The organism is Dietzia sp. NPDC055340 (assembly GCF_053645335.1).
In genome coordinates this window covers 62,978-82,175 of the sequence record NZ_JBSHML010000006.1, presented here as the reverse complement: position 1 = coordinate 82,175, position 19,198 = coordinate 62,978, and the positions used below count along the sequence as shown (strand labels likewise).

The window sequence follows — 19,198 nt, the reverse complement described above, 5'->3', positions numbered from 1 at the left end:
CGCCCGTGGTGATCACGTGAGGTGCTGGAAGGACCCATCTTGGCAGTCTCCCGCCAGACCACGTCAGTCTCCACCGTTCCCGGTGCGCCCCGGAGAGTCTCGTTCGCGAAGCTCACCGAGCCGTTGCCGGTCCCGGGGCTGCTCGACCTCCAGACGGAGTCGTTCGAGTGGTTCATCGGTTCGGAGGAGTGGCAAGAGAGGGCCGCCTCGCGCGGCACCACGAACCTCGAGGGAGGCCTGGAGTCCATCCTCAAGGAGATCTCCCCGATCGAGGACTTCTCCGGCTCCATGTCGCTCTCGTTCTCGGAGCCGTATTTTGAAGAGGTCAAGGCGTCCCTCGAGGACTGCCGTGAGAAGGACCGCACCTACGAGGCGCCGCTCTTCGTCACCGCCGAGTTCGAGAACACCGAAACCGGTGAGATCAAGTCCCAGACCGTCTTCATGGGTGATTTCCCCATGATGACCGACAAGGGCACCTTCATCATCAACGGCACCGAGCGGGTCGTCGTCTCGCAGCTCGTCCGTTCGCCGGGCGTCTACTTCGACCGGTCGCGCGACAAGTCGACCGAGCGTGACGTCCACGCGGTCAAGGTCATCCCGTCGCGCGGTGCGTGGCTCGAGTTCGACGTGGACAAGCGCGACACGGTCGGTGTCCGCATCGACCGCAAGCGTCGCCAGTCCGTCACCGTGCTGCTGAAGGCGCTCGGCTGGACCACCACCGAGATCAAGGAGCGCTACGGCTTCTCCGAGATCATGATGTCGACCCTCGAGAAGGACACCGTCGAGGACACCGACCAGGCGCTGCTCGAGATCTACCGCAAGCTGCGTCCGGGCGAGCCCCCGACCCGCGAGTCGGCCGAGGCGCTGCTGGAGAACCTGTTCTTCAAGGAGAAGCGCTACGACCTGGCCCGCGTCGGCCGCTACAAGGTCAACCGCAAGCTCGGTCTGCCGGACCCGGAGGGCGACGCCACCACGACGCTCACCCGCGAGGACATCGCGGCCACCATCGAGTACCTGGTGCGCCTGCACGCCGGCGACGCGTCGATGCAGGTCGAGGGCGGCCGCGAGGTGCCGGTCGAGGTGGACGACATCGACCACTTCGGTAACCGTCGTCTCCGCACGGTCGGTGAGCTGATCCAGAACCAGGTCCGCGTCGGACTGTCCCGCATGGAGCGCGTCGTCCGCGAGCGCATGACCACGCAGGACTCCGAGGCGATCACCCCGCAGTCGCTGATCAACATCCGGCCCATCACCGCTGCGCTCAAGGAGTTCTTCGGAACCTCCCAGATGTCGCAGTTCATGGACCAGAACAACCCGCTGTCGGGCCTGACCCACAAGCGTCGTCTCTCCGCGCTCGGCCCCGGCGGTCTGTCGCGTGAGCGTGCCGGCCTCGAGGTGCGAGACGTCCACGCCTCGCACTACGGGCGCATGTGCCCCATCGAGACCCCCGAGGGGCCGAACATCGGCCTCATCGGATCTCTCTCGGTGTACGCGCGGGTCAACCCGTTCGGCTTCATCGAGACCCCGTACCGCCGTGTCGTCGACGGCGTCGTCACCGACCAGGTGGACTACCTGACGGCCGACGAGGAGGACCGCTACGTCGTGGCGCAGGCCAACTCCGAGCTCTCGCCGGAGATGACCTTCGTCAGCGACCGGGTGCTGGTGCGCAAGAAGCACGGCGACGTCGAGGTCGTCGAGGCCGCGGATGTCGACTACATGGACGTCTCGCCGCGTCAGATGGTCTCCGTGGCCACCGCGATGATCCCGTTCCTCGAGCATGACGACGCCAACCGTGCCCTCATGGGCGCGAACATGCAGCGTCAGGCCGTGCCGCTGGTGCGTTCCGAGGCGCCGCTCGTCGGTACCGGCATGGAGCTGCGTGCCGCCGTCGACGCCGGTGACGTGATCGTCAACACCACCCCGGGCATGGTCGAGGAGGTCTCCGCCGACTTCATCACCGTGATGGACGACGACGGGGGTCGCCAGACCTACCGCCTGTCGAAGTTCGCGCGCTCCAACCAGGGCACGTGTTCCAACCAAAAGCCGATCGTCGACGAGGGTGACCGCGTCGAGGCCGGCCAGGTTCTCGCCGACGGACCCTGCACCGAGGACGGTGAGATGGCCCTGGGCAAGAACCTGCTCGTGGCGATCATGCCGTGGGAGGGCCACAACTACGAGGACGCGATCATCCTCTCGCAGCGCCTGGTGGAGGAGGACGTCCTGACGTCCATCCACATCGAGGAGCACGAGATCGACGCCCGCGACACGAAGCTGGGCGCCGAGGAGATCACCCGCGACATCCCGAACGTCTCCGACGAGGTCCTCGCGGACCTGGACGACCGTGGCATCGTGCGCATCGGCGCCGAGGTCCGCGACGGCGACGTCCTGGTCGGCAAGGTCACGCCGAAGGGCGAGACCGAGCTCACCCCCGAGGAGCGCCTGCTGCGCGCCATCTTCGGCGAGAAGGCCCGCGAGGTCCGCGACACCTCACTCAAGGTGCCGCACGGCGAGTCCGGCAAGGTCATCGGCGTCCGCGTCTTCTCGCGTGACGACGAGGACGATCTTCCCCCCGGTGTCAACGAGCTCGTCCGCGTGTACGTGGCGCAGAAGCGCAAGATCCAGGACGGCGACAAGCTCGCCGGCCGCCACGGCAACAAGGGCGTCATCGGCAAGATCCTCCCCGCGGAGGACATGCCGTTCATGCCCGACGGCACGCCGGTGGACATCATCCTCAACACCCACGGTGTCCCGCGTCGTATGAACATCGGTCAGATCATGGAGACCCACCTGGGCTGGCTGGCCAAGGCCGGCTGGGAGGTGCCGCGTGAGGCGGACGGTTCCCTGCCCGAGTGGGCGGCCAAGCTGCCGGAGCAGATCCACCGCGTCGAGCCCGACACGAACACCGCCACCCCGGTGTTCGACGGTGCCGCGGACACGGAGATCACCGGCCTGCTCGGTCACACCCTCCCGAACCGTGACGGCGAGCGGATGGTCCAGGGCGACGGCAAGGCGACCCTCATCGATGGTCGTTCGGGTGAGCCGTTCCCGTACCCGGTGTCCGTCGGCTACATGTACATCCTGAAGCTGCACCATCTGGTGGACGACAAGATCCACGCCCGGTCGACCGGTCCGTACTCGATGATCACCCAGCAGCCGCTCGGCGGTAAGGCCCAGTTCGGTGGCCAGCGCTTCGGTGAGATGGAGTGCTGGGCCATGCAGGCCTACGGCGCGGCGTACACGCTGCAGGAGCTGCTGACCATCAAGTCCGATGACGTCGTGGGCCGCGTGAAGGTCTACGAGGCGATCGTCAAGGGCGAGAACATCCCGGAGCCCGGCATCCCGGAGTCCTTCAAGGTTCTTCTGAAGGAGCTGCAGTCGCTGTGCCTCAACGTCGAGGTGCTCTCCAGTGACGGGCAGGCCGTCTCCCTCGGCGAGGGGGACGACGACGACCTCGACCGCACCGCCGCGAACCTGGGGATCAACCTCTCGCGCGACGAGTCCTCCGCGGCCGACGAGCTGGCGCAGTAAGTAGGCGGGCGGTGCCGCCGAGAGGTCGCACCGCACCGCACCCGAAGAATTCAGTTCCACCACGGCGGGCCCCGCAAGCGGCCCCACCCCGAGCGGGGCCCGCCATCATCCCACCCGGGAAAGGACGCCTACGTGCAGGACGTCAACTACTTCGACGAGCTGGTCATCAGCCTCGCCACCGCCGAGGACATCCGTAACTGGTCCTACGGCGAGGTCAAGAAGCCGGAGACCATCAACTACCGCACCCTCAAGCCGGAGAAGGAGGGCCTGTTCTGCGAGAAGATCTTCGGCCCCACCCGGGACTGGGAGTGCTACTGCGGTAAGTACAAGCGCGTCCGCTTCAAGGGCATCATCTGTGAGCGCTGTGGCGTCGAGGTGACCCGCGCCAAGGTGCGTCGTGAGCGGATGGGCCACATCGAGCTGGCCGCGCCGGTCACGCACATCTGGTACTTCAAGGGCGTTCCGTCGCGCCTGGGCTACCTGCTCGACCTGGCGCCCAAGGATCTCGACAAGATCATCTACTTCGCCGCGTACGTCATCACCGATGTCGACACCGAGCTGCGCCACAACGAGCTCAGCACCCTCGAGGCCCAGGTCGTCGAGGAGCGCAAGATCATCGAGGACGAGCGTGACTCCGACATCGAGGCGCGCGCCAAGAAGCTCGAGGCCGACCTGGCCGAGCTCGAGGCCGAGGGCGCCAAGGCCGACCAGCGCCGCAAGGTGAAGGACGGCGGCGAGAAGGAGATGAAGAAGATCCGCGAAGCGGCCCAGCGTGAGCTGGACCGTCTCGAGGAGATCTGGACCACCTTCACCAAGCTCGACGTCAACCAGATCATCGTCGACGAGGGCATCTACCGCGAGCTCGACGACCGCTTCGGCGAGTACTTCGAGGGCGGCATGGGCGCCGAGGCGATCCAGTCGCTGCTGGAGAACTTCGACCTCGAGGCCGAGGCCGAGTCGCTCCGCGACGTCATCCGCAACGGCAAGGGGCAGAAGAAGATCCGGGCGCTCAAGCGCCTCAAGGTCGTCTCGGCGTTCCTGCAGTCGGGCAACCACCCGGCCGCGATGGTGCTCGGTGCCGTCCCGGTGATCCCGCCGGAGCTGCGCCCGATGGTCCAGCTCGACGGTGGCCGCTTCGCCACGTCGGACCTCAACGACCTGTACCGCCGTGTGATCAACCGCAACAACCGCCTCAAGCGACTGATGGACCTCGGCGCGCCCGAGATCATCGTCAACAACGAGAAGCGGATGCTGCAGGAGTCCGTCGACGCACTGTTCGACAACGGTCGTCGCGGCCGCCCCGTCACGGGCCCGGGCAACCGTCCGCTCAAGTCGCTGTCCGACCTGCTCAAGGGCAAGCAGGGCCGCTTCCGTCAGAACCTGCTCGGTAAGCGCGTCGACTACTCGGGTCGTTCCGTGATCGTCGTGGGCCCGCAGTTGCAGCTGCACCAGTGTGGTCTGCCCAAGCTCATGGCACTCGAGCTGTTCAAGCCGTTCGTCATGAAGCGTCTGGTGGACCTCAACCACGCGCAGAACATCAAGTCCGCCAAGCGGATGGTCGAGCGTCAGCGCGACCAGGTGTGGGACGTGCTCGAAGAGGTCATCGCCGAGCACCCGGTGATGCTCAACCGTGCGCCCACGCTGCACCGTCTCGGCATCCAGGCGTTCGAGCCGCAGCTCGTCGAGGGTAAGGCGATCCAGCTGCACCCGCTGGTGTGTGAGGCCTTCAACGCCGACTTCGACGGTGACCAGATGGCCGTCCACCTCCCGCTGTCCGCGGAGGCCCAGGCCGAGGCCCGCATCCTCATGCTCGCCTCGAACAACATCCTGTCGCCGGCGTCCGGCCGTCCGCTCGCCATGCCGCGACTGGACATGGTCACGGGCCTGTACTACCTGACCCGTCTCGACGAGGGGGCGACCGGCTCCCACGTGCCGGCCACCGAGAACGAGCCGGCCCAGGGTGTGTACTCGACCCCGGCCGAGGCCATCATGGCCGTCGACCTCGGTGTGCTCGACATCCACGCGCCGGTCCAGATGCGTCTGACGCATCAGCGTCCGTCCGCCGAGATCGAGGCCGAGAAGTTCCCCGAGGGCTGGGCCCCCGGCCAGGAGTGGATCACCGAGACCACGCTCGGCCGCGTCCTGTTCAACGAGCTGCTCCCGACGGACTACCCGTTCGTCAACGAGCAGATGCCGAAGAAGCGTCAGGCCGTCATCATCAACGACCTGGCCGAGCGCTACCCGATGATCGTCGTGGCGCAGACGGTGGACAAGCTCAAGGACACCGGCTTCTACTGGGCCACCCGCTCGGGTGTCACCATCGCCATGTCCGACGTGCTCGTGCCGCCGGCCAAGAAGGAGATCCTCGCCTCCTACGACGCCAAGGCCGCGCGCCTCGAGTCGCAGTTCGACCTGGGCAAGATCACCGACGAGGAGCGCAAGAGCGACCTCGTCAAGCTCTGGCAGGAAGCCACCGACGAGATCGGCCAGGCCATGGAGGCGAACTACCCGGACACCAACCCGATCCCGACGATCGTCAAGTCGGGCGCGGCGGGCAACATGACCCAGATCCGAGCGCTCGCGGGCATGAAGGGTCTGGTGACGCGTCCGAACGGCGAGTTCATCCCGCAGCCCATCAAGTCCTCGTTCCGCGAGGGCCTGACGGTGCTCGAGTACTTCATGAACACGCACGGTGCCCGTAAGGGTCTGGCCGATACCGCCCTGCGTACCGCCGACTCGGGCTACCTCACCCGGCGTCTGGTCGACGTGTCGCAGGACGTCATCGTCCGCGAGACCGACTGTGGCACCAACAAGGGTGTCGAGACGGTCATCGCCCGTCCGGTCATGGACGTCCAGGGCAACCCGACCGGTGACCTCGAGCGGGACGAGCACGTCGAGACCTCGACGTTCGCCCGGACGCTCGCAGAGGACGCCACGGACGCCTCGGGCAACGTCATTGTCGCCGCGGGCACCGACCTGGGTGACCCGACCATCGAGGCGCTCATCGCTGCAGGCGTGCAGAACGTCAAGGTCCGTTCGGTCCTGACCTGCACCACCGGCACCGGTGTGTGTGCGACCTGCTACGGCCGCTCGATGGCCACCGGCCAGCTGGTGGACATCGGCGAGGCCGTCGGCATCGTCGCCGCGCAGTCGATCGGTGAGCCCGGTACGCAGCTGACCATGCGTACGTTCCACCAGGGTGGCGTCGGTGACGACATCACCGGTGGTCTGCCGCGAGTCCAGGAGCTCTTCGAGGCCCGTGTCCCCAAGGGCAAGGCCCCGATCGCCGAGGAAGCCGGCCGAATCCGCCTCGACGAGGAGGAGCGTTTCTACACGATCACGATCGTCCCGGACAACGGGGCGGACGAGATCGTCTACGAGAAGCTCTCCAAGCGTCAGGGCCTCGCGCACATCGACCTCGACGACGGCTCGTCGCGGCCGATCGCCGACGGCGACCACCTCGACCGCGGTCAGCCGCTCCTCGAGGGCCCCGCCGACCCGCACGAGGTGCTGGCGATCCTCGGTACGAACGGCGTCCAGAAGCACCTCGTCGACGAGGTGCAGAAGGTCTACCGCTCGCAGGGTGTGTCGATCCACGACAAGCACATCGAGGTCATCGTCCGCCAGATGATGCGCCGCGTGGCCATCAGCGAGTCGAACAGCACCGAGTTCCTGCCCGGGGCCCTGGTCGAGCGTGCGGAGCTCACGGCGGAGAACCGTCGCGTGCTCACCGAGGGAGGCTCGCCCGCCTCGGCGCGCCCGGTGCTCATGGGTATCACCAAGGCCTCGCTCGCCACCGACTCGTGGCTCTCGGCGGCCTCCTTCCAGGAGACCACCCGCGTGCTCACCGACGCCGCCATCAACAAGCGGTCGGACAAGCTCGTGGGCCTCAAGGAGAACGTCATCATCGGTAAACTCATCCCGGCGGGTACCGGTATCAACCGCTACCGGAATTCGACGGTCGAGCCCACCGAGGAAGCCCGCGCAGCGGCGTACTCCATCCCGGATTACGGCGACGGCTTCTACGGTCCCGAGGACGGTTTCGGCGACGCCACCGGCGCGTCGGTCCGCCTGGACGACCTGGGCTACTGACGCCGTCGGTGGGCGCGCGTAAGCCGTTCACCAGCGATATCGCCATAATCGGACCCCCGAGCACACACTGTGCCCGGGGGTCCGGTGCGTCAGCCCGGCCGCGTTCTGGCCAGGGGCGAACGTGTTCTAGACTTGACCGACGTGCCCTGGGCCGCCTCGCCTGTGGCGAGTGGCCCGCGGCGTCCGATGACCGGAGGGAGACGATCGACCGTGCGGATCGCACTGCTTTCGTACAGGAGTAAGCCACACGGCGGAGGGCAGGGCGTCTACGTCCGTCACCTCAGTCGTGAGCTGGCGGCACTCGGGCACACCGTCGAGGTGTTCTCCGGTCAGCCGTACCCCGAGCTGGACCCGGGGCCGTCGCTGTCGAAGATCCCGAGCCTGGATCTCTACAACGACGCCAATCCGTTCCGCACCCCGCACCCGCGGGAGATCCGCGACTGGATCGACGTGCTCGAGGTCGTCACCATGTGGACCGCCGGATTCCCGGAGCCGCGGACCTTCAGCCTCCGCGCCGCCCGCACCCTCAAAGACAGGCTCGCGGATTTCGATGTGGTGCACGACAACCAGTGCCTCGGTACCGGCCTCCTCGAGATGGAGGAGGCCGGATTCCCGGTGGTGGCCACGGTGCATCACCCGATCACACGGGACCGCGCGTTGGCCATGAAAGAGGCGCCGCTGCGTAAGAAGCTCACCACGTGGCGGTGGTTCGGATTCCTGGGCATGCAGATCAAGGTCTCCCGCCGGCTGCACGAGATCATCACGGTGTCGTCCAACTCGGCAGACGACATCGCCTCCGACTTCGGTGTGGACCCGCAGCGGATAGTCACCATTCCGCTCGGCGTGGACACGGACCGTTTCCACGACCGCCGCGACCGCGAGCCGGGTCGCCTGGTCTGTGTGGCCAGCGCCGATCAGCCGCTCAAAGGCGTGCCGATCCTCCTGCGCGCCCTGGCGAAGGTCCGCGAGGAACACCCGGGAGTGCGCCTGACGCTGATCTCCAAGCTCAAGCGCAAGGGTGAGGCCGCCAAGCTCCTCGATTCACTCGGGTTGCGGGATGCGGTGGACCTGGTCTCCGGGGTCGACGACGACGAGCTCGCCGAGCTCGTGGGTACGGCCGAGATCGCTGTCGTCCCGAGCATGTACGAGGGCTTCTCGTTGCCCGCGGTGGAGGCCATGTCCAGTGGTTGTGCACTCGTCGCGACCCGGGCCGGGGCGCTACCGGAGGTCGTGGGCACCGACGACTGCGCGGCCCGGCTGGTCGAGCCCGGCAACGTGGACGAGTTGGCGCAGCAGATCAGCGCGCTACTGGCGGACCCCGCCGAGCGCAGCCGCCTCTCGGAGGGTGGCCGGGAACGGGTCATGGAGCGTTACAGTTGGGCGGCTGTGGCGCGCCGGACCGTCGAGGTCTACCAGGCGGCCATCGCGCGGGTCCGCGGCGAGACGCCGCCGGACTTCACCGCCGGGCCGGTCATCGGACCGGATCAGGCCGAGATCGACGAGCACGTCACCGCTGACGTGCCCGAGGTACTGCCGGACGCCGGCACGTACGACATCCGTGAGCAGGAGGACGCCGCATGCTGACCGCTGACTTCGACCGTCTGGGGGTCACCCCGGGCATGCGAGCCATCGACGTGGGGGCCGGCCTGGGCCGGCACACCTTCGAGCTCTACCGGCGTGGAGCCGACGTGACCGCGTTCGACCAGAACGCGGACGAGATGCAGCAGGTCGCCGACATGCTCGCGGCCATGGAGGCGGAGGGGCACGGGCTCCCGGAATCCAAGGGTGAGGCCATCACCGGTGACGCGCTCGCGATGCCGTACGACGACGCGACCTTCGATCTGGTCCTCATCTCCGAGGTGCTCGAGCACGTGCCGGAGGACACCAAGGCGATCGCCGAACTGGTCCGCATCCTCAAGCCGGGCGGCGTCGCCGCGGTGACCGTCCCGCGGGAGTGGCCGGAGAAGCTGTGCTGGAAGCTCTCGGACGACTACCACTCCAACCCGGGTGGCCACTGCCGCATCTACACGGCTGAGGAGCTCGGCTACAAGCTTCGTGCCGCGGGCCTCGAGGTCACCGGGACCGGATTCGCCCACGCGCTGCACGCCCCGTACTGGTGGCTCAAGTGCGCGGTGGGTACGGACAAGGACGACCATCCGCTGCCGAAGGCGTACCACAAGCTTCTCGTGTGGGACCTGATGAAGGGGCCGTGGGTCACGCGGACCGCCGAGAAGTTGCTCAACCCGGTGATGGGCAAGTCCATCGTGTTCTACCTTCGTAAGCCCGTGGAGGCCTGATCGCCCGTGCAGCCCCAGAACATCGGTTCCCGTAACGGCGCGACGCAGGGCGCACCGGTAGGCGGTGACGCCCCCGCCGGTTCGCGGCTCGTGCCCGGCGTCCCGGGCGTTCTGGACGAGGACGCGGTCCGCGCCACCGGGGAGTGGATCGCCTCCGTCCAGAAGTCGAGCGGGGAGATCCCGTGGTTCACCGGTGGGCACACCGACCCCTGGGATCATGTCGAGTCCGCGATGGGGCTGACGGTCGCCGGACAGTGGGAGGCCGCCCGGCGCGCGTTCGGATTCCTCCGGGACACCCAGCGTGCCGACGGCTCCTGGCCGATCAAGTGGCAGGACGGCGAGATCGCCGATGCCGACACGGACACCAACTTCTGCGCCTACATCGCGGTGGGACTGTGGCATCACCACCTGGTCACCGGTGCTCGTGGCTTCCTGGAGTCGATGTGGCCGACCGTGCGTCGCGCCCTCGATCTCGTGTTGACCCATCAGGGCCCGCAGGGACAGATGTGGTGGGGCTCCAGCCCGCGCGGCTTCTGCGACGAGGCGCTGATCACCGGATCCTCGAGCATCCACCACGCCCTGCGGTGCGGAGTCGCGATCGCCGAGGAGCTCGGTGAGAGCGCCCCGGAATGGGATCTGGCCGCCGACCGGCTGGGGCACGCGCTGCGCGCGCACCCGGAGCTGTTCACGCCCAAACCCGAGTTCTCGATGGACTGGTTCTACCCGGTGCTGACCGGCGTGATGGTGGGCGAACAGGCACAGCAACGGATCGACGCCCGGTGGGGCGATTTCGTGGTGGACGGCCTGGGGATCCGGTGCGTCGACCACCGACCGTGGGTGACCGGCGCCGAGACGTGTGAGTTCGTGCTCGCGCTCGAGGCCGCCGGCCGTCACGAGCAGGCACTGGAGCAGTTCGCGAACATGCAGCACCTGCGCGAGGCGGACGGTTCCTACTGGACCGGCCTGGTCTTCGCGGACGGCAAGCGCTGGCCGGTCGAGCTGAGCACGTGGACCGGCGCGGTGGTGCTGCTGGCCGCGGATGCGCTCTCGCGCACCACGCCGGGCAACGAGATCTTCCGCTACGTTGCCGATCACACGATGCAGCGGCTGCGGTCGCGGCCGGGCGACCCGGCCACCTGCGAGAGCGACACCGCGGCCGACTGCGCGTCGGCCGCATCGCCGAACGGGGAGCCCGTCAACGGGGCATCGCGCAACGGGGCATCGCGCGAGGCGGCCGAGGGTGCGGTCGGCGAAGCCCGCCCGTCCGAGTACTCCGTGCGATAGCCTTTCGGCAGCCGTCGATGGACACCTGTCTGGTCGGGTGTCTTTCAAGGCGGGCGCCGCACACGAGGGAGCACGCATGGAGTTCGGACTGACCCTGTTCACCAGTGACCGGGGGATTCGGCCGACCACCGCGGCCGTCGCGGCCGAGCGGGCCGGTTTCTCCGCGTTCTACGTGCCCGAACACACCCATATCCCGGTCCGCCGCGACGCGGCCCACCCCGGCACCGGCGGTGCCGAGCTGCCCGATGAGCGCTACTGCCGGACCCTGGACCCGTGGGTCGCACTGGGGGCGGTCGCGGCCGTCACCCGGACGATCCGGCTGGGCACCGCCGTGTCGATCCCGGTCGAGAGCGATCCCATCACGCTGGCCAAGTCCATCGCCACCGTCGACAATCTCTCAGACGGCCGCACCGTCCTCGGCGTGGGCTACGGCTGGAACCTGGACGAGATGGCCGACCACAACGTGCCACCCGGGCGCCGCCGCACCATGCTCCGCGAGTACCTCGAGGCGATGCGCGAGCTGTGGACCCACGACGAGGCCGAGTACCACGGCGAGTTCGTGGACTTCGGGCCCAGCTGGGCCTGGCCCAAGACCGCGCGCAAGCCGGGCCCGCTCACCCTGGTGGGGGCGGCGGGCACCGAGAAGAACTTCAAGTGGATCTGCCGCAGCGCCGACGGGTGGATGACCACGCCGATCTCGCAGGACATCTCCGGGAGCGTCCGACTGCTCCGGGAACTGTGGGCCGAGGCGGGTCGTGACGGTGAGCCGTACATCGTCGTCCTGGACGGGAAACCAGAGCCCGGGAAGATCGAGATGTATCGCGAGCTCGGCGTCCACGAACTCGTCTACGGCACGCCGGACCGCTCCGAGGACGAGGTGCTCGGCTACATCGACCGCCTCGCCGGGAAGCTGGGAATCGGCGCCGGCGTCTGAGCCCGACGCTTGAGCCCGGCTTCGGAGACAGACGCCCGGCCCGGCGCCCAGTCCGTTACGGTGACGCCCTGCGCCCGCACCCGGGCCGCGTGAGGCGTCACCCGGGGACGGGCGCCCGACGGTAACGTCGGGTCATGGACACCGCGGAATCCGGTAACCCCGTCGTCGTCGTCACAGGTGCCGGGGGCGGCCTCGGGGCCGCCACGGCCGCGCTCTACGCCGAGCGCGGCTGGCAGGTCGTGGCCGTCGACCTCAGGGCGCCCGCCGGCGGCGCAGGCATCACCGGGCTGGCCGCCGACGTCACCGATTCGGCCTCGTTGGAGACGGTCGCCGACCGCGTGCGCGCCGAGCACGGCCGCATCGACGTGCTGATCACCTTCGCGGGAGTCCTCGGGATCGGGCCGCTCACCGAGTCCGACCCCGAGAAGACCCAGCGCGTGCTGGACGTCAACGTCATGGGCACCGTCCGCACCGTTCACGCGCTGTGGGATCTGCTGCGCGAGAGCGGCGGGCGCGTGGTGCTCATCAGCTCCGAGACCGGCCCGCAGCACGCCATGCCGATGAACGGCCCCTACGCCATGAGCAAGCACGCCGTGGAGGCCTACGGCGACGCGCTCCGCCGCGAGCTGATGTTCCTCGGGATGGACGTCGTGCTGGTGCAGCCCGGCCCGTTCCGGACCGGGATGACCGCCGCCATCCTGCGCAACTTCCAGGAGTCGACCCGGCCGGGCTCGCCGTTCGCCGCCATGGCATCGGTGATGGGGGAGATGGCCGCCGGGCAGGACGAGGTCGCCGGGGACCCGTCGGTGCTGGCGGAGACGGTATGGGCTGCCGGGACCGCCCGCCGTCCTCGACACCGCTACGCGGTGAAGTGGGACCTCGGACGTCGCCTGCTCGACCTCCTGCCCGTGCCGGTCGTCGACAAGGCGCTCACCCTCGCGCTCGCCGGAAAGATCAACGCCCGCAAGCTCGAGCTCCGGCGCGAGGCCGCCGACGGCCGGCGGGCGATGAGCGAGGTGGCCGACTGACGCACCCTGCCATGACCGACCCGACCAGTTGTACCGACGTGACGATCAGGAGCGCGACCCATGACCAACCTCGACCCGCGACCGGACGAGATCGAGTGCGAGGCCGGCGGGGCGGCCAACGGCCGTGAGCCCGGCGGCGCCCGCGTGGAGATCATCACCTCCCGCGACGTCCCGCTCGGCGGCCCACGCGCGATGACCGTCAAGCGGACCCTGCCGCAGCGGCAGCGTTCCCTCATCGGGGCGTGGTGCTTCGTCGACCACTACGGGCCCGACGATGTCTCGGCGAGCGGCGGGATGGACGTGCCCTCCCACCCGCACACCGGGCTGCAGACCGTGAGCTGGCTGTTCGAGGGCAACGTCACGCACCACGACTCCGGGGACAACCACGCGGTGGTCCGGCCCGGAGAGGTCAATCTCATGACCTCCGGCGCCGGCATCTGCCACACCGAGGTGTCGACCCAGGACACGACGGTGTTGCACGGGGTGCAGCTGTGGACCGTGCTCCCCGACGAGCACCGCGAGACCAGCGGCCGCCGCTTCGATCACCACGTGCCCGAGCCGGTGGCATTCGACGGCGGTTCGGCCCTGGTGTTCATGGGCTCGTTGCTGGGGTCGTCGTCGCCGGTCTCCACGTTCTCCCCGCTGCTCGGGGCGGAGATCCGCCTGGACCCCGGTGCGGAGCTGACCATCGACGTCGACCGGGACTTCGAACACGGGCTCCTCGTCGACGCCGGGGACCTCACGCTCGAGGGCGTGAGCGTCGAGCCGGCCCAGCTGGCCTACACGGGCGTCGGTGAGACCACGCTGACCGTCCGTAACGTCGGCGATTCCCCGGGCCGCGCCGTCCTGATCGGTGGCACGCCGTTCGAGGAGGAGATCATCATGTGGTGGAACTTCATCGGCCGCACCCATGATGAGATCGCCCGCTACCGGCAGGAATGGGAGGAGCACTCGGAGCGCTTCGGACGCGTCCACGGCTACGTCGGCCACGACCCGGAGGGGCTGACCCGCCTGCCCGCGCCCACCCTGCCCACCACGACCCTCACACCGCGCGTCAACCCGGCGGGGCGAGCCCGGACCGACCGGCCCGGGACCGACTGACCCGCTGCGGCCCCGCACCGTGGCGCCGCCGAACCCGAAGGAAAGGACGACGACGATGACAGATCGCCAGTACACCGACAAGACCGGAGAGACCGTCACCGTGCGGCGCGACCCGCAGCAGGAGGCCTTCGAGATCAGAACGGCCGACGACGAGGTGGCCGGTCACGCCCACTTCCGCACTCGCGGCGACGATCGGATCTTCCACCACACGGTCGTCGACGAGCGATTCGGCGGCCGCGGGATCGGGACCGCGCTCGTCCGCGGCGCCGTCGAGGCCACGATCGCCGAGAACGTGCCGATCGTGGCCGTGTGCCCGATGGTCAAGGGATTCCTGGAGAAGAACGCCGAGGAGTTCGCGGACTCGTATCGACTCCCGACACCCGACGACATGGCATGGCTGCGCGAACAGGAGGACTGACGTGGCGATCCCACAGCTCGACCGGGTCCACCGGGAGGTCTACAAGCAGCTCGTCCGCTCGGCGGTCGCCTCGCGAGAGGCATCGACCGAGGCCGGGCTCGACGAGGGGCTGCTCGAGCTGGTCAACGTGCGGGTCTCGCAGATCAACGGGTGCGCGGCCTGTCTGGCCACCCACGTGCCGGCCGCACGCGATGCCGGGGTATCCCAACGGCGACTCGACCTGTTGCCCGCGTGGCGTGAGCTCGACGCGTTCGGGGAGCGGGAGCGGGCCGCGCTGCGGCTGGCCGAGACCCTCACACGGCTGGACGATGTGGATGAGCGGGCCGCCGCCATCACGGCCGCGTCGGAACATTTCGACGACGAGCAGCTCGCCGCACTGGAGTGGGCGATCGTGCTGATCAACTCGTTCAACCGCGTGTCGATCGCGAGCCACCACCAGCCACGTCTCGAGGACTGAGGACGGGCGCCGAGGGGGCCCGGTGGCCAGCCACCGGGCCCCCGGATCGCCCGACGACCGGGGCCTCGCGTCAGCGGCCGGTCACCGGGATCATGCGCGCCCGGTCCGACGGGACGATCTCCTTGCCGAACGGGAAGCACGTCACGGGGATGAGCTTGAGGTTGGCCCACGCCAGCGGCAGCCCGATGATGGTGATGGCCTGGGCGATGGCGGTGCCGATGTGGCCGATCGCGAGCCACAGGCCGGCGATGAGGAACCAGACGACGTTGGCGACGGTGCTCGCACCCCCCGACCGGCCGGTGTCGACGACCTCCCGGCCGAACGGCCACAGCACGTAGAGCCCGATCCGGAAGCTCGCCACGGCGAACGGGATGGTGACGATGAAGATGACGGCCAGGATCCCGGCCGCGAGGTAGCCGAGGAACAGCCAGAACCCGGCGGTCACGAGCCAGATGATGTTGAGGACCAGAGTCAGCACTTCGCGCATGACACCCGAGTCTAGGCCGGAAGCGGCGGTGCGCCGGCGGGGCTACGGTGGGCAGCGTGAGCAACAAACCGGACATCAGGACCCTCGGCGAGTTGCGCGCCGCCGGGTACACCAGCCGCACTCTCCGAGAGGAGTTGCGGCACAACCTGCTCGGGGCACTCGCCGCTGGCCGGGATCCGTGGCCGGGCATGCACGGCTTCGCCACGACCGTCATCCCGCAACTCGAACGGGCGATCATCGCCGGCCACGACATCGTGCTGCTCGGCGAGCGCGGGCAGGGCAAGACACGCCTACTGCGCACCCTGGTCGGACTGCTGGACGAGTGGTCGCCGGTGGTGGCCGACACCGAGCTGTGGGAGGACCCGCTCGCCCCGATCACCGGCCCCACCCGGGAGCGGATCGCCCGCGAGGGTGACGCCCTGCCGATCGAGTGGCGCCACCGCAGCGAGCGGTACGTCGAGAAGCTCTCCACGCCGGACACCTCGGTGGCGGACATGATCGGCGACGTGGACCCGATGCGGGTCGCGGAGGGCCGCCGGATGGGGGATCCCGAGACCATCCACTACGGCCTGGTGCCCCGCGCCAACCGCGGGATCGTGGCGCTCAACGAGCTCCCGGATCTGGCAGAGCGGATCCAGGTGGCGCTGCTCAACGTCATGGAGGAGCGGGACATCCAGATCCGCGGGTATGTGCTGCGCCTGCCGCTGGATGTGTTGGTGCTGGCCTCGGCCAACCCGGAGGACTACACCAACCGCGGCCGGATCATCACCCCGCTCAAGGACCGGTTCGGCGCCGAGATCCGCACCCACTACCCGCTCGAGCTCGTCGACGAGATCGAGGTCGTGCGGCAGGAGTCCGACCTGACCGCAGACGTTCCGCAGCCACTCATGGAGCTGTTGGCGCGGTTCACCCGCGAACTGCGCGCCTCCGACGCGGTCAACCAGGCGTCCGGGGTGTCGGCGCGTGTCGCGATCGCCGGCGCCGAGACCGTCGCCGCGGCCGCGCGGCGTCGGGTGGCGGTGCGAGGTCTGGATGACGACGACGGCGGCGAAGCCGTGGCCCGCCTGGTCGATGTCGACGCCGCGGTGGACGTTCTGCGCGGCAAGATCGAGTTCGAGCCCGGGGAGGAGGGGCGGGAGTCGGAGATCCTCCGATACCTGCTGCGGAGCGCCACGATCGATGTCGTCCGGGACCTGTTCCGAGGGGTCGACATGGCGCCCCTCGTCGAGGCCTTCGACGGCGATCTGACGCTGACCACCGGCGCCGACGTGACGGCGGCGGAGTTCCTGGAGGCGCTGCCCGAGCTGTCCGAGCCCGGGTTGTACGACGAGATCGCCGAGCGGGCCGGCGCGCGGACCGCGGGTCAGCGGGCCGGCGCGATCGAGTTGGCGTTGGAGGGGCTGTACCTGTCGCGCCGGTTGTCCAAGGAGACCGGGGACGGCGCCGCGGTATACGGCTGACCCGGCACGGCCGCGAACGCCGGACCAGCGCTGCACGCCGGCGCGGAGGAGAGAGGTGCACGATGGCGCGAGCCGAACGCAATGCCCGCTATGGACGGTATGTCGGCGGGCCGGACCCGCTCGACCCACCGCTGGACCTGTCGGAGGCGCTCGAGGCCGTGTCGGAGGGCGTGATGGCCGGCTACTCGCCGCAGCAGTCGATGCGGGAGTTCCTGCGCAGCGGTGGTCGGGACCTGACCGGGCTGGACGAACTCGCGGGCGACCTGAACCGTTGGCGGCGCGAACTGTTGGAGAAGCACCACCTCGGGGGCACGCTGGACGAGGTCGCTCGATTGCTCGAGCAGGCCGTGCTGGCCGAGCGGGGGCAGCTCGCCCGGGACACCCGGATGGACGCGATGGACCGCACCATGCGGGAGATGACCCTCGAGAATCTCCCGGGCTCCCCGGCCGCGGCGGTGGGGGAGCTGGCGGAATATGACTGGGCATCCACCGACGCCCGCGAGTCGTTCCGGCAGATCCAGGATCTTCTCGGCAGGGAGGCGCTGGACGCCCGGTTCTCCGGGATGAGGCAGGCGCTCGAGAACGCCACCGACGCCGACCGGGCCGCCGTCTCGGAGATGTTGTCCGACCTGACCGACCTGCTGGACAAGCACTCGCGCGGGGAGGATACGCGCGAGGACTTCGAGCGCTTCATGGACACGCACGGGGACTCGTTCCCGGAGCAGCCGCGCGATGTCGAGGAACTCATCGACACGCTGGCGGCCCGATCGGCCGCGGCGCAGCGGATGATGAACTCGATGACCCCCGAGCAACGGGAGGAGCTGATGGCCCTGTCGCAGCAGGCATTCGGTTCGCCCGAGCTCTCCGATCAGCTCGGTCGGCTCGACGGGCTGCTCCAGACCCTGCGACCCGGCGAGGACTGGGGTGGTTCCAGCGACTTCGAGGGCTCGGACGGACTCGGTATGTCCGAGGGGGCGGCGGTGATGGCCGAGCTCGGTGATCTGGATCGGCTGGCCGAGCAGCTCGCGCACTCCGACGGATCGCCATTGTCCGAGCTGGACCTCGAGGCCGTGGCCCGGCACCTCGGTCACAGTGCGGCGGTCTCCGTACAGACCCTCGCCCGGATCGAGCGGGAGATGCGGGAGTCCGGCTACCTCAGTCGCCGTCCGGACGGTGACCTCAGGCTGTCCCCGGCCGCACTGCGGAAGCTGGGCCGTTCGCTCCTGCGGGACGCGGCCCGCCGGTTGTCCGGGAGGTCGGGCGCGCGGGAGACCCGGGCCTCGGGAGCCGCCGGGGAGCAGACCGGGGCGAGTCGCCGGTGGCAGTTCGGTGACGTGGCGTCCTGGGATGTGCCGAGGACGGTCACCAACGCGATCACCAGGTCGGCGGCGGAGGGCCGCCCGACCGGGCAGCGGATCCGGCTGCTGCCCGAGGACATCGAGGTCCGTGAGAGCGAGGCCCGCACCCGGGCGGCGGTCGCGCTGCTGGTGGACACCTCGTTCTCCATGGCGATGGAGGGCCGCTGGGTCCCGATGAAACGCACGGCGCTGGCCCTGCACCACCTGATCACCACGCGGTTCCGGCAGGACCGCATGCAACTCATCTCGTTCGGCAGTCTCGCGCAGACGAGGACCATCGAGAGCCTTCTCTCCCTGGACGCCCGATACGAGCCGGGGACGAACCTGCACCATGCGCTGCTGTTGGCGGGACGCTTCTTCCGCGAGCACCCCACGATGCAGCCGGTGCTGCTCATCGTCACCGACGGCGAACCCACCTCGCACCTGCTCGCCGGTGGGGAGCCGTGGTTCGCCTATCCGCCGGATCCCGAGACGATCCGCACGACCGTCGACGAGTTGGACCGGGTGGCGCGGTTCGGGGCCCGGACGACGTTCTTCCGGCTGGGGGACGACCCCGGACTGTCGCGGTTTCTCGACGCGCTGGCCCGGCGGGTGGACGGCACGGTGGTCGCGCCGGAGGTCGACGACCTCGGCGCCGCGGTGGTCGGCCGATTCCTGCACGCCCGGCGCGGTGGGCCCGGTGCCGGCGACCCTTGGAGTGCCGGCGGCCGCTGGGCCGTCTGATCCGGCGTCCCGGAGGGTGTGGCCGGCGGCC

The 19,198-nt window shown here is 69.2% G+C and carries 13 protein-coding genes; 12 read left to right on the top strand and 1 reads right to left on the bottom strand.

Annotation, left to right across the window (positions count from 1 at the left end; translation table 11 throughout):
• Nucleotides 1-21 precede the first annotated feature (21 nt).
• The 10 genes from rpoB (at nt 22) to ACWIFB_RS05925 (ending at nt 15,139) form a co-directional block, all read left to right on the top strand.
• Entirely contained in the window at nt 22-3,528 is a 3,507-nt protein-coding gene (rpoB, locus tag ACWIFB_RS05970; protein ID WP_452098555.1) for a DNA-directed RNA polymerase subunit beta, read from the top strand.
• Between the two features lie 132 nt (nt 3,529-3,660).
• Nucleotides 3,661-7,620, top strand: coding sequence for a DNA-directed RNA polymerase subunit beta' (locus tag ACWIFB_RS05965; RefSeq protein WP_452098556.1), 3,960 nt, complete (start codon nt 3,661-3,663; stop codon nt 7,618-7,620).
• A 210-nt stretch (nt 7,621-7,830) separates the two neighbouring features.
• Nucleotides 7,831-9,204, top strand: coding sequence for a glycosyltransferase family 4 protein (locus ACWIFB_RS05960; RefSeq protein ID WP_454057631.1), 1,374 nt, complete (start codon nt 7,831-7,833; stop codon nt 9,202-9,204).
• Nucleotides 9,198-9,917 (top strand): class I SAM-dependent methyltransferase, encoded by a 720-nt coding sequence (locus ACWIFB_RS05955; RefSeq protein WP_454057630.1) that lies wholly within the window; start codon nt 9,198-9,200, stop codon nt 9,915-9,917. The genes ACWIFB_RS05960 and ACWIFB_RS05955 overlap by 7 nt, the downstream gene beginning before the upstream one ends.
• Before the next feature lie 90 nt (nt 9,918-10,007).
• Nucleotides 10,008-11,201 carry a prenyltransferase gene (locus ACWIFB_RS05950; protein WP_454057701.1) on the top strand — a complete coding sequence of 398 codons (1,194 nt, stop codon included), beginning with the start codon at nt 10,008-10,010 and terminating at the stop codon, nt 11,199-11,201.
• Between the two features lie 76 nt (nt 11,202-11,277).
• Nucleotides 11,278-12,135 (top strand): LLM class F420-dependent oxidoreductase, encoded by an 858-nt coding sequence (locus ACWIFB_RS05945; RefSeq protein WP_454057629.1) that lies wholly within the window; start codon nt 11,278-11,280, stop codon nt 12,133-12,135.
• A gap of 134 nt (nt 12,136-12,269) precedes the next feature.
• Complete coding sequence (locus tag ACWIFB_RS05940) at nt 12,270-13,163, top strand: SDR family NAD(P)-dependent oxidoreductase (RefSeq protein ID WP_454057628.1); 894 nt, start codon at nt 12,270-12,272, stop codon at nt 13,161-13,163.
• 60 nt (nt 13,164-13,223) lie between these two features.
• Entirely contained in the window at nt 13,224-14,264 is a 1,041-nt protein-coding gene (locus tag ACWIFB_RS05935; protein ID WP_454057627.1) for a pirin family protein, read from the top strand.
• Nucleotides 14,265-14,319: 55 nt separating this feature from the next.
• Nucleotides 14,320-14,682 (top strand): GNAT family N-acetyltransferase, encoded by a 363-nt coding sequence (locus ACWIFB_RS05930; protein ID WP_452098561.1) that lies wholly within the window; start codon nt 14,320-14,322, stop codon nt 14,680-14,682.
• Between the two features lies 1 nt (nt 14,683).
• On the top strand, nt 14,684-15,139 hold the full coding sequence (locus ACWIFB_RS05925; RefSeq protein ID WP_452098562.1) for a carboxymuconolactone decarboxylase family protein: 456 nt from the start codon (nt 14,684-14,686) through the stop codon (nt 15,137-15,139).
• Between the two features lie 70 nt (nt 15,140-15,209).
• On the opposite strand, the gene ACWIFB_RS05920 is transcribed toward ACWIFB_RS05925, so the two are convergent.
• On the bottom strand, nt 15,210-15,626 hold the full coding sequence (locus ACWIFB_RS05920) for a YccF domain-containing protein (protein WP_452098563.1): 417 nt from the start codon (nt 15,624-15,626) through the stop codon (nt 15,210-15,212).
• A 56-nt stretch (nt 15,627-15,682) separates the two neighbouring features.
• Here ACWIFB_RS05920 and ACWIFB_RS05915 point away from each other — a divergent pair, with 56 nt between their 5' ends.
• Together ACWIFB_RS05915 and ACWIFB_RS05910 are read left to right on the top strand one after the other, a co-directional pair.
• Nucleotides 15,683-17,086 (top strand): sigma 54-interacting transcriptional regulator, encoded by a 1,404-nt coding sequence (locus ACWIFB_RS05915; RefSeq protein ID WP_454057626.1) that lies wholly within the window; start codon nt 15,683-15,685, stop codon nt 17,084-17,086.
• 62 nt (nt 17,087-17,148) lie between these two features.
• Nucleotides 17,149-19,167, top strand: a complete 2,019-nt coding sequence (locus ACWIFB_RS05910) for a vWA domain-containing protein (protein ID WP_454057625.1) — start codon at nt 17,149-17,151, stop codon at nt 19,165-19,167.
• Nucleotides 19,168-19,198: the final 31 nt, after the last annotated feature.

Coding starts and splice junctions, on each gene's coding strand:
- ACWIFB_RS05955 (WP_454057630.1), top strand. CDS start 9,198: ATGCTGACCGCTGACTTCGACCGTCTGGGGGTCACCCCGGGCATGCGA.
- ACWIFB_RS05945 (WP_454057629.1), top strand. CDS start 11,278: ATGGAGTTCGGACTGACCCTGTTCACCAGTGACCGGGGGATTCGGCCG.
- ACWIFB_RS05940 (WP_454057628.1), top strand. CDS start 12,270: ATGGACACCGCGGAATCCGGTAACCCCGTCGTCGTCGTCACAGGTGCC.
- ACWIFB_RS05935 (WP_454057627.1), top strand. CDS start 13,224: ATGACCAACCTCGACCCGCGACCGGACGAGATCGAGTGCGAGGCCGGC.
- ACWIFB_RS05930 (WP_452098561.1), top strand. CDS start 14,320: ATGACAGATCGCCAGTACACCGACAAGACCGGAGAGACCGTCACCGTG.
- ACWIFB_RS05920 (WP_452098563.1), bottom strand. CDS start 15,626: ATGCGCGAAGTGCTGACTCTGGTCCTCAACATCATCTGGCTCGTGACC.
- ACWIFB_RS05910 (WP_454057625.1), top strand. CDS start 17,149: ATGGCGCGAGCCGAACGCAATGCCCGCTATGGACGGTATGTCGGCGGG.